Below are 10433 nucleotides of genomic sequence, written 5' to 3'. Positions count from 1 at the left end.
GAGATGTCTCGGCTGCGCTCGACATGACCGTTCTATTGGTCGAAGGATATTATCAAGACGTGGCCCAGGCTCGGTCGCCTTTTTTGTAGGGCACGTTGCCGTCGTAGCGGCCGGGCACGGGCAGGTAGCGCAGCGCCTTGGTAGCGCCTACTTCGGAGGTGAAGAAGCCCAGGAGCGTGAGCTGCTTCATCATGCGGAAGTAGTGGCTGGGGTCGTCTTTGCGCTGGTTCTTGCTGAAGGCTTGCTGCTCCTTGTCCAGGGCGGTGAGCAGGGAGGTGCGCTGGGCGGCATCGCAGGCCATGAAATCTTTGCCGTGCTGCTTTTTGCAGGCTTCTTCCAGCTTGTCGAGGCCGGCGAGGAAGATTTTCTGGTCGGCGGGCGTGTAGCAGTCGCGCACCATCACGGCCATGAAGCTGCCCACTTGGGCTTCTTTTGCGCCGGGGGTGCTCGTGGCGGGCAAGATGGTTTCGCCCACCTCGTTGAGAAAGGAAATCTGGCCGGAATCGAGCAAGTCCTTGGGCTTGGCGGCCGGCGCGTCGGTCGAGGCAGTGGCTTTTTCGTCCTTTTTGGCCGGCGAGGAGCAGCCGGTCAGGAAGTAATCGGCTCCGATAACGGTGCCACCCATGATGAGGGCAACTCGGGCGAGGGCGTCTCTTCTGTTCATAAGCTTAGGTGTTAGTTGCTGGTTGTTAGTTGTTAGCGTGGCTGGAGCAGTTCTGGCAACTGACAACCAGCAACTGACAACTAAATCAAATATTCTGCTTTTTCATTTCGCTCACGGCGTGGTCCACGGCGCGGGCCGTGAGGGCCATGTAGGTGAGCGAGGGGTTTTGGCAGGCGGCCGAGGTCATGCAGGCGCCGTCGGTCACGTACACGTTGGGGGCGTCCCACACCTGGTTGTGTTGGTTGAGCACCGACGTTTTGGGGTCGCGGCCCATGCGCGCCGTGCCCATTTCGTGGATGCCGCCGCCCAGCACGTAGCCGTTGTTGTAGGTCTTCACGTTCTTGAGGCCGGCTTTTTCCAGCATTTCCTGGGCGTCGGCCATCATGTCGATGCGCATTTTCTGCTCGTTGTCGCGAATACTCGCGTCGATGGCCAGCACGGGCAGGCCCCACTTGTCCTTCTTGGTTTTGTCCAGGGTCACCTGGTTGTCGTGGTAGGGCAGGGTTTCGCCGAAACCGGTGATGCCCATCGTCCACTTGCCGGGCTCGCTCAAGGCGTCCTTGTACTCGCCGCCGATGTTCATTTCCGGGATTTCGCGGGCCCAGCCTTCGCGGCCGGCACTGCCCTGGTAGCCGAAGCCGCGCAGGTAGTCGCGCTTGTCGCCGAACAGGTTGCGGTAGCGCGGCACGTAAATGCCGTTGGCGCGGCGTCCATACACGTACTTGTCGTCGTAGCCTTCGGCGTCGCCGCGGGCCCCGGCCCGGAAGTGGTGGTCCATCAGGTTGTGGCCCAGCTCGCCGCTGCTGCTGCCCAGGCCGCCGGGCCACACGTCGGTGGCCGAATTCATCAGCACCCAGGTCGAATTCAGGGCCGAGGCGTTCAGGAAGATGACCTTGGCGAAGTACTCGTAGGTCTGGTTCGTTTCCGCATCGAGCACTTCCACGCCCTTGGCCCGCTTGGTGTCCTTGTCGTAGAGGATTTTGGTGACGATGGAGAACGGCCGCAGCGTGAGGTTGCCGGTGGCCTTCGCCGCGGGCAGCGTGGCCGACTGCGTGCTGAAATACGCCCCAAACTGGCAGCCCAGCCAGCACTTGTTCTGGTACTGGCAGTTGATGCGGTTGTTGTGCGGCTTGGTGATGTTGGCCGTGCGGCCGATGACCATGCGCCGGTGCTCGTAGTTCTTTTTGATGCGCGCAGCCACGTCCTTCTCCACGATGTTCATCTCCATGGGCGGCATAAACTCGCCGTCGGGCAGCTGCGGCAGCCCTTCTTTGGAGCCGCTGATGCCGGCAAACTTCTCCACGTAGCTGTACCAGGGCGCCAGGTCGTCGTAGCGAATGGGCCAGTCCACGGCGATGCCGTCTTTGGCGTTGGCCGTGAAGTCGAAGTCGCTCAACCGATACGACTGCCGCCCCCAGGTGAGGGAGCGGCCGCCCACCTGGTAGCCCCGGAACCAGTCGAAGGGCTTCACCTCGGTGTAGGGGCTGTCCTGGTCGCTGGCCCAGTAGTTCAGGTTGATTTCGTTGAGCGGGTAGTCGCGCTTGAGCACCGGGTACTTGTCAATCATCTCTTGGGTGCGGCCGCCGCGGTGTTCGAACTCCCACGGCCCTTTGGCGGTGTTCACGTAGTCCTTCACATGCTCAATGTTGCGGCCGCGCTCGAGCATGATGGTTTTGAGGCCTTTTTCGGTCAGCTCTTTTGCTGCCCAACCACCTGAGATACCCGACCCAATGACGATGGCGTCGTACGTGTTTTTTTCCATGATGAGCTAGCGAAAAGTGGGAGTTTTTAAAGTAAAGTCGAAGGAGTTAGCAAGGCAAGGATTCAGCGGCCACCGGCCGCAATGTGTGCTGGCCGGCGACGGCGCAGGTGCCGCTCGCACCACGCCAGCGCCGTGGGCAGGAGCCGGGCGAGCGCCGGGCCGGCGAGTTGCTAGGTGACGCAGCCAGTATCTCATCGCAGTTGCAGTAGGGGAAAGACGGCAGAGCCAGGGTAGCAGAAAACGATTGCGGCTTTGTTTAGCCGACAAAAACGCTGGCCTTCATTCGTGATAGAGGCAGGCGCAAAAACGGGCAACGACGCCCGGCAAAACAACCAGGATGGGCAGCAGGGACGGCGTGGAAAAGAGCCCCTGGTAATCGCAGAAAAACCATTTTATTGCGTGTCGAACTTCGACGAGCAACGGTTTTTTGCGAGGGATTTACCGGGTAAATCTATACAGAATTTTTAAATGCGTTAGTTTTACGCATTAGTTTTTTTCAGCCATGCACAATTCTGGTGACGTTGCCGATTTCGCCGAGCGCGGGCATGAGCGGTATCTGCCGCATCTTTCCGTCGACTGCGTCATTTTTGGCTATCACGACCAGCAGCTGAAAATTCTGCTCATTCGCTACCACGGGCACCAAAGCTGGAGCCTGCCCGGCGGCTACGTGGAAAACCAGGAGGCCCTGACCGACGCGGCCCACCGCATTCTGAGCGAAAAGACGCAGCTGCAGAACCTGTTCTTGCAGCAGTTCTACACCTTCGGCGACAGCCCCACACGCCTGAACCGCATTGCCATTCAGGACATCCACAACAAGACCTACGCCAAGGCCAACATCGCTCTTAGCCCCGAGCACTGGCTGGCCAAACGCACCTTGTCCATTGGCTACTATGCCTTGGTCGATTATCAGGAAGTGACGGTGACGCCCGAGTTCCTGGTAGACGAGTACAGCTGGGTGGACGTGCAGGCGGTGCCCGCGTTGCAGTTCGACCACAACGAAATCCTCGAAAAGGCCCTGGCCACGTTGCGCGCGCAGCTCTACCAGCAGTCCATTGGCCACAATTTGCTGCCCGAAAAATTCACGCTTCCGGAGGTGCAGTCCCTGTACGAAGCCATCTCGGGGCGGCAGTTTGACCGGCGGAACTTTCGGAAAAAGATGCTGGACCTGGGACTGGTGCGGCAATTGGAAGAGCGGCGGAAAATCGGGCCCCACCGGTCGCCTTTCCTGTATGAATTCATCGTCGAAACCGCCGACAAGCCGGTAGCCTGAGCCCCGCGGCATGATTGACAAAATTGCCTGGCTGCACCTGCACCACGGCCGCCTGCTGAGCACCCGCAGCCGCGGCAAAGACCGGTACTACATCCCCGGCGGCAAGCGCGAGCCCGGCGAAACCGACCAGCAAACGCTGCTGCGCGAAATCAGCGAAGAGCTAACCGTGGTTCTGGACCCGGCCAGCGTGGCGTACGTGGGCACTTTTGAAGCACCCGCGCATGGCCACCCCGCCGGCGTGCTGGTGCGCATGACCTGCTACCAGGCCGCCTACACGGGAACCCTGCAGCCCGCCGCCGAAATCGAGGAAGTGATGTGGCTCACGTACCGGCACCGGCCGCAGGTTTCGGCCGTCGACCAGCTCATTTTTGACTGGCTGCGGGCGCGGGGCCTGCTGGCCGATTAGCGGGGCTTATTCGGCCGAAATCGCAACCAATTCGGGAGGAAGGGGGTAAGCCTAAGCCGTTGGTCTGCTTGCTGCTGCCGGCGCTAGACTTCATTCTTCGTCTTTACGTAATGTTCAGAACCCCCAATCTACTACTGGCCAGCTTGGCCCTGCTGGCCGCGTGCGGCGGCCCCAGCAAAGAAGAAAAACAGGAAGCCCAGGCCGACAACCCGGCCCAAACCGTGACCACGCCGGCCGCCACCGCGGTGAACCTGCCCACGCCCTACGCCACCAAGTCGACCACCAAGCGCGTCAACATTGTGGCGTGGCCGGCGGGCAAAACGCCCACCGCCCCCGCCGGCTTCACCGTGGCCGAGTACGCCAGCAAAATGCAAAGCCCGCGCTGGATTTACGTGGCGCCCAACGGCGACGTGCTGGTGGCCGAGTCGAGCACCATCCCGACGACCACCAAAAAGAAAGTGGCCGCCACGCTCAACCTGGACAAGTCCCGCTCGCTGCGGGAGGAAAGCGCCAACCGCATTACCCTGTTCCGGGACACCAACAAGGACGGCAAGCCCGACCTGCACACCACCTTCCTGGCCAACCTGCGCCAGCCGTTTGGCATGCTGGTGCTGGGCAATTCTTTTTACGTGGCCAACACCGACGGCGTGCTGCGCTTTCCGTATGAGCCCGGCGCCACCAAAATCACGGGCCAGGGTCAGAAAATTCTGGACTTGCCCGCCGGCGGCTACAACAACCATTGGACCCGCAACCTGCTGGCCAGTCCCGACGGCACCAAGATTTTCGTGACCGTGGGCTCGGGCAGCAACGTGATGGAGCACGGCGCCGAAAACGAAATGCGCCGCGCCAACATTCTGGAGATAAACCCCGACGGCTCGGGTGAAAAAATCTACGCCAGCGGCCTGCGCAACCCCGTAGGCATGGCCTGGGCCCCCGGCACCAAAACGCCCACGCTCTGGACAGCCGTGAACGAGCGCGACGAGCTGGGCGACGAGCTGGTGCCCGACTACATGACCAGCGTGAAAGAAGGCGGGTTCTATGGCTGGCCCTACGCCTACTTTGGCCCCAACGAAGACCCGCGCCGCAAAGGCGAGCGGCCCGATTTGGTGCAGAAAACCCTGGTGCCCGACGTGCCGTTGGGCGCCCACACGGCCTCGTTGGGCCTGGCGTTCTACGACAAGGCCGCTTTCCCGGAGAAGTACCGCAACGGCGCCTTCATCGGCCAGCACGGCTCCTGGAACCGGACGGCTTATTCGGGCTATAAAGTGGTATTCGTGCCCTTCGCCAACGGCAAGCCCAGCGGCCCGCCCGAGGACTTTCTCACGGGCTTCCTGGTGGGCGGCGACTCCAAAGACGCCTACGGCCGCCCCGTGGGCGTAACCACCCTGCCCGATGGCTCGATGCTGGTAGCCGACGACGCCGCCGATAGAATCTGGCGGGTGAGCGCGACGGCCGGCAGCTAGCCGAGGAAGTGCTCGGCTGTGGAAGAAAAGGGCCGAGTCTGAGAGAACAGACTGAAGCAGTGCTGCGATGGCACGAGCTGCCGGCCGCTTACGCCGTAAGGATTCTACAGCAAGATGTCAAACGTCAGGGCCGGCATGATGAGCAGCTTTCGGCGCACGGCCCGCATGGTGTCATCTACGTAGCCGGCCTCGAAGCCGTTGGCGGCCAGAACATTGATGCCGAATCTAAAGTCGCGGCTAAACCGGAAGTTGACGCCCGCCCCGCCGCCAATGTTGAAGTCGGTCAGGTTGCCGCTGTTGTACCCGGTGTCCCAATGATAGAGGGAGTAGACGCCGCCAATGCCCAGGCCTGGCTCGATAAGCTTGTTCTTCAGCGGAATGTAGTACGTAAGCAGCCCGATTCCGCCGCCGCCGAATTCGTTTTGCCGTTGATAGTCGAAAGATTGGACGCCTGCCAGCCGGGCGCCGAAGTGTTGCAAAAAACGAAATTCGGCCTGCACGCCAAGGGCTTTGGGGTTGCCCAAAATACCCAGCGAAACCGTGTACTCTTTGTAGGTGGTTTCGCGCGCGGGCAAGTCCTGAGCCTGCGCCCCAAGGCTGATGGTCGAAACCAGGGCGAGAGCAGCGGGTAGGGGTAATTTCATAGAGTTTCTGGTAGGACTAGCTCCGCCGATTACTCGCGGGAGTTTCAACCATAAAGGTGCATTAGAAAGGTGTACTGGCTTGTGCCGCAAATACTATACTTGGACGTTCATAGACCGACAACCGGTCGGGCGCCTAGGGCGTCGGACCGGCCAGCGACACACTTTCTAAACAACTTTAATGTGTGGTGTATCGCAGTTGACGTTATTTCTGGTAATATAGCTTGCGTGTTTCGGTGACGTTCCAGTAGTGCAACATCATTCCGTTGAGTCCCGAATTCCGGTAATCGGTGAGGGGTTGCCAATCCATCATGGTGCAGGTGGCGGGCAACTGCACAATAGGGTCGGGCGAACTGGCCAGCTGGGCGAACAGGCTGCGCTCGCAAGCGTTCGATTCGCTGGGCTTATATCGGTCGGTGACAGTGAAGATGGCCAGGCCCGTGCCGGCTAGTACCGCGTAGCGCAGGCGGACAGCCGCGGGCAGGGATGTGAGCAGGTAGTAAGCCGAGTAGGCAAAGAATCCTATCATGCCCAGGGTGATGGGCAGAATGCTGTCGCGCCGCACGATGTATTCGCGGTAGGTGCGGAAGCCGCCCAATGGCAGCAACAACAGGTACACGGCTGCAAATAGCGCCAGCCACATGCCCACCGTGAGCACCTTGGCGGCCAGAGGCGCGGGCAACTGCCGGCGCACAACGAACACATTGGCCACCACCATGGCCGTGAGCAGCGAAAAGCCATATTTGTCCACGCTCATCTCGCGCCCCGTGAACAGATAGTACACGCCCAGCGGCACCCGCGCGTAACGCTCCAGCAGCGGAATGCTCGCCCATTGGTTTTCGGAGTTGCTGTAGCCGATAAACAGCGAGTACAAGCTCAGCACGCTGAAAACGGTGAACGTCACCAGCAGCAGGCGCGGTACCTCGGCCACTGCTTGCAGCGCGCGGCGCACCACTGGTTCTGCGGTCGGGCGCGCTGCAAACCGCCGGTACCAGCGCACCAGCAGCACGGTGGGGCACACGATGAGCACCACTCCGGGCATAATGGCTCCGTTGAAGGACAGCACCACCACCAGCCCGAGCAGGCCCAAGTAGCCCAGCCACGACTCGCGCAGCGGCGCGCCGTGCAGCGCCGCCCGCAAAAACGGCAGCATAAATAGCAGCAGCACGCTCATGGGCAGCGCGTAAAAAATCGTGTAGGTAATGGACCAGTCGATGACCCCCATGGCGTTGTTGAAGCCGGAGGTTTGCAGGAAAGGCGTGATGAGCACGGCGGCCAGCAAAAAGTCTTTGCTCAGTACGTTGGGCCGGTTGCTGACGGCCACCGCCAGCACGTATACCAAAAGCAGGTGCACGCCAATTTTAATCAGAGCACAGGCCAGGTACAAGCTGTCGACGGGACTCACCACGCTTTGCAGCAGCAGCGGCACGTGCCGGAAATACTCGTATAAAAAGAAGACCGCAAAAAACCGATTCGGTGCCGCATACTGCTCCCCGCGAAGCAGAGGGCCCAGCCCGAAGGGGTCGTGCAGCACCGGCCGCACGGCTTCGCTGGGTGCCACGATGGGCACTAGGTCGCCGTCAATATTGAACTGCAGATAGTGCCAGAACGAATACCCAAAATCAAGGAGGAGGAAGAGAAGCAGCAGGTAATGCCAGTTTCGTTTAAACACGCCGGAAGAGGGAAAAGAGTAGTTGCCGCCATTCGGGGCCAAAGTACGGCAACGAAAGCGGGCTGTCGGCGGGAGCAAGGCTGGTTGAGGGCGAGCAAGGCCAGACTTTTTGTGCCCGCATCAGCAGTAGAAAGTCATCGTGCTGTACCTTGCTTTTCACAAAGGCTGAGGAACAACTGCGCCAAAAATTGAATAGGTGCGTGTTTGTTGGCCCCGTCGCATCCCACTCCCACCAAACTTCAATCCTATGAAAAGCTTCTATGCCCCGCTAGCCGCGGCGTTGCTGAGTGCGCCGGCCTTCGCCCAAGCGCCCATCAAGATGCTGCCCTACCCGCAGACCAAAAAGGTAGACACCGTCACCACGTACTTCGGCACCAAAGTGGCCGACCCGTTCCGCTGGCTGGAAAACGACCAGGCGCCCGACACCAAGAACTGGGTGCAGGAAGAAAACAAGGTGACGCAGGGCTACCTGGCCCAGATTCCCTACCGCGAAGCCATCCGCAAGCGCCTCGAAACGCTGTGGAATTACGAGAAATACGGCGCGCCTTTCAAGGAAGGCAAGTACACGTACTTCTCGAAAAACACTGGTTTGCAGAGCCAGTCGGTGCTGTACCGGCAGCTGGGCAGCGAGGGCAAGCCGGAGGTTTTTCTCGACCCCAATAGCTTCTCGAAGGACGGCACCACCTCCCTGGCCGGCATCAATTTCACCAAAGACGGCAGCCTGGCCGCCTACCAGATTTCGGAGGGCGGCTCGGACTGGCGCAAGGTGATTGTGCTGAAAACCGCCGACAAGGCCATCGTGGGCGACACGCTCAAGGACGTGAAGTTCTCGGGCCTGGCCTGGAAGGGCAACGACGGCTTCTACTACAGCTCCTACGACAAGCCCAAAGCCGGCAGCCAGCTGGCCGGCAAAACCCAAATTCACAAGCTGTTTTACCACAAGCTCGGCACGCCGCAGAGCACCGACCAACTGGTGTTTGGCGGCGAGAAAACGCCCCGCCGCTACATCGGCGCCTCGCTCACCGAAGACGAGCGGTTCCTGGTAATTTCGGGCGCCAACACCACCTCCGGCAACGAGCTATATATCCAGGACCTGAGCAAGCCGAACAGCCCCATCATGACGGTGGTCGACAACGAGAAAAGCGAGGTGGGCGTGCTCGACAACGTGGGCAGCAAGCTCTACATCGAGACGAACTACAACGCCCCCAACGGTCGCATCGTGACCGTGGACGTCGCCAACCCCAAGCCCGCCAACTGGAAAGACCTCATTCCGGAAAGCAAAAACGTGCTGCGTGCCACCACCGGCGGCGGCAAAATCTTCGCCAATTACCTCAAGGACGCCACGTCGCTCATCGAGCAGTACGACATGAGTAGCAAGAAGGAGCGGAGCATCGCCCTGCCCTCGGTGGGCACGGCCGGCGGCTTCGGCACCAAGCGCGAGGAGAAGGAAACGTACTACACCTTCACGTCCTACATCTACCCGCCCACTATTTTCAAGTACGACATCGCTACCGGCAAATCGACGGTGTTCAAGAAAGCTGGCGTGCAGTTCGACCCCACCAAGTTTGAGTCGAAACAGGTGTTCTACAATTCCAAGGACGGCACCCGCGTCCCGATGATTATCACCTACAAAAAAGGCACGGTGCTGAACGGCAAAAACCCCACGCTGCTCTACGCCTACGGCGGCTTCAACGTGAGCGTGACGCCCTCGTTCAGCACCTCCAACATCGTGCTGCTCGAGAACGGCGGCATCTACGCCGTAGCCAACCTGCGCGGCGGCGGCGAGTACGGCGAAAAGTGGCACGAAGCGGGCACCAAGCTCAAAAAGCAGAACGTGTTCGACGACTTCATCGCCGCCGGCGAGTACCTCATCAAGAACAACTACACGTCGAAAGACTACCTCGCCATTTCGGGCGGCTCCAACGGCGGCCTGCTGGTGGGCGCCGTGATGGCGCAGCGCCCGGACCTGGTGAAAGTGGCCTTCCCCGCCGTGGGCGTGATGGACATGCTGCGCTACAATCAGTTCACGGCCGGCGCCGGCTGGGCCTCCGACTACGGCACCGCCCAGGACTCCAAGGAGATGTTCGAGTACCTCTACAACTACTCGCCCTACCACGCCCTGAAGCCCGCCAGCTACCCCGCCACCATGGTTACCACCGCCGACCACGACGACCGGGTGGTGCCCGCGCACTCCTTCAAGTTCGCCTCGAAGCTGCAGGAATCGCAGAAAGGCACCGCTCCGGTGCTCATCCGCGTGGAGACCAAGGCCGGCCAAGGCGCGGGCCGCTCCACCGCCCAAGTCATCAGCGAGCAGACCGACAAATGGTCGTTCATGTTCCAGAACATGAACGTGACGCCGTATCAGAACAACTAACTCCTGGGGTTCAAGCGTGAAAGCCTGCCGGTTCTGTGGAGCTGGCAGGCTTTTTTGTTGACTATTCAACAGGCTTGAAAACTCAAAAAGCCCGTCATGCCGAGCGCAGCCGAGGCATCTCGCCCGCCGCCACTAACTCAATCGTTGCAACGAAGCAGGCGAGATGCCTCGGCTGCGCTCG

At 60.5% G+C, this 10433-nt stretch carries 8 protein-coding genes; 4 read left to right on the top strand and 4 right to left on the bottom strand.

Features of this window, described 5'->3' with window-relative positions; translation table 11 throughout:
- Nucleotides 1-52: 52 nt before the first annotated feature.
- Nucleotides 53-664 carry a gluconate 2-dehydrogenase subunit 3 family protein gene (locus tag VF629_RS08765; RefSeq protein ID WP_331058093.1) on the bottom strand — a complete coding sequence of 204 codons (612 nt, stop codon included), beginning with the start codon at nt 662-664 and terminating at the stop codon, nt 53-55.
- Nucleotides 665-749: 85 nt separating this feature from the next.
- The gene (locus VF629_RS08760) at nt 750-2426 is read right to left on the bottom strand and encodes a GMC family oxidoreductase (RefSeq protein ID WP_331058092.1); all 1677 of its coding nucleotides are present in this window, start codon (nt 2424-2426) and stop codon (nt 750-752) included.
- Between the two features lie 502 nt (nt 2427-2928).
- On the opposite strand from VF629_RS08760, the gene VF629_RS08755 reads away from it, so the two are divergent.
- The 3 genes from VF629_RS08755 to VF629_RS08745 all read left to right on the top strand — a co-directional run bounded on the left by VF629_RS08755 (nt 2929) and on the right by VF629_RS08745 (nt 5565).
- On the top strand, nt 2929-3696 hold the full coding sequence (locus VF629_RS08755; protein WP_331058091.1) for an NUDIX hydrolase: 768 nt from the start codon (nt 2929-2931) through the stop codon (nt 3694-3696).
- Nucleotides 3697-3706: 10 nt separating this feature from the next.
- Nucleotides 3707-4102: an NUDIX domain-containing protein gene (locus tag VF629_RS08750; protein WP_331058090.1), complete on the top strand. Its 396-nt coding sequence runs from the start codon at nt 3707-3709 to the stop codon at nt 4100-4102.
- Nucleotides 4103-4212: 110 nt separating this feature from the next.
- Nucleotides 4213-5565, top strand: a complete 1353-nt coding sequence (locus tag VF629_RS08745; protein WP_331058089.1) for a sorbosone dehydrogenase family protein — start codon at nt 4213-4215, stop codon at nt 5563-5565.
- A 104-nt stretch (nt 5566-5669) separates the two neighbouring features.
- Here the strand turns inward: VF629_RS08745 and VF629_RS08740 are convergent, their stop codons facing one another.
- Nucleotides 5670-6209 (bottom strand): hypothetical protein, encoded by a 540-nt coding sequence (locus tag VF629_RS08740; RefSeq protein ID WP_331058088.1) that lies wholly within the window; start codon nt 6207-6209, stop codon nt 5670-5672.
- A gap of 202 nt (nt 6210-6411) precedes the next feature.
- On the bottom strand, nt 6412-7878 hold the full coding sequence (locus VF629_RS08735) for a hypothetical protein (protein ID WP_331058087.1): 1467 nt from the start codon (nt 7876-7878) through the stop codon (nt 6412-6414).
- Nucleotides 7879-8125: 247 nt separating this feature from the next.
- Between VF629_RS08735 and VF629_RS08730 the strand changes: the two genes are divergently transcribed.
- Complete coding sequence (locus tag VF629_RS08730; RefSeq protein WP_331058086.1) at nt 8126-10252, top strand: prolyl oligopeptidase family serine peptidase; 2127 nt, start codon at nt 8126-8128, stop codon at nt 10250-10252.
- The last annotated feature ends 181 nt before the right edge of the window (nt 10253-10433 follow it).

The sequence above is a fragment of the Hymenobacter sp. genome (genome assembly GCF_036388155.1).
Classification (GTDB): Bacteria; Bacteroidota; Bacteroidia; order Cytophagales; family Hymenobacteraceae; genus Hymenobacter.
This window is presented reverse-complemented; position numbering and strand designations above follow the sequence as displayed.

Bases quoted from the DNA above. Each gene is read 5' to 3' on its own strand.
- VF629_RS08745 (WP_331058089.1), top strand. From the start codon at position 4,213: ATGTTCAGAACCCCCAATCTACTACTGGCCAGCTTGGCCCTGCTGGCC.
- VF629_RS08755 (WP_331058091.1), top strand. From the start codon at position 2,929: ATGCACAATTCTGGTGACGTTGCCGATTTCGCCGAGCGCGGGCATGAG.
- VF629_RS08730 (WP_331058086.1), top strand. From the start codon at position 8,126: ATGAAAAGCTTCTATGCCCCGCTAGCCGCGGCGTTGCTGAGTGCGCCG.
- VF629_RS08740 (WP_331058088.1), bottom strand. From the start codon at position 6,209: ATGAAATTACCCCTACCCGCTGCTCTCGCCCTGGTTTCGACCATCAGC.
- VF629_RS08750 (WP_331058090.1), top strand. From the start codon at position 3,707: ATGATTGACAAAATTGCCTGGCTGCACCTGCACCACGGCCGCCTGCTG.
- VF629_RS08760 (WP_331058092.1), bottom strand. From the start codon at position 2,426: ATGGAAAAAAACACGTACGACGCCATCGTCATTGGGTCGGGTATCTCA.
- VF629_RS08765 (WP_331058093.1), bottom strand. From the start codon at position 664: ATGAACAGAAGAGACGCCCTCGCCCGAGTTGCCCTCATCATGGGTGGC.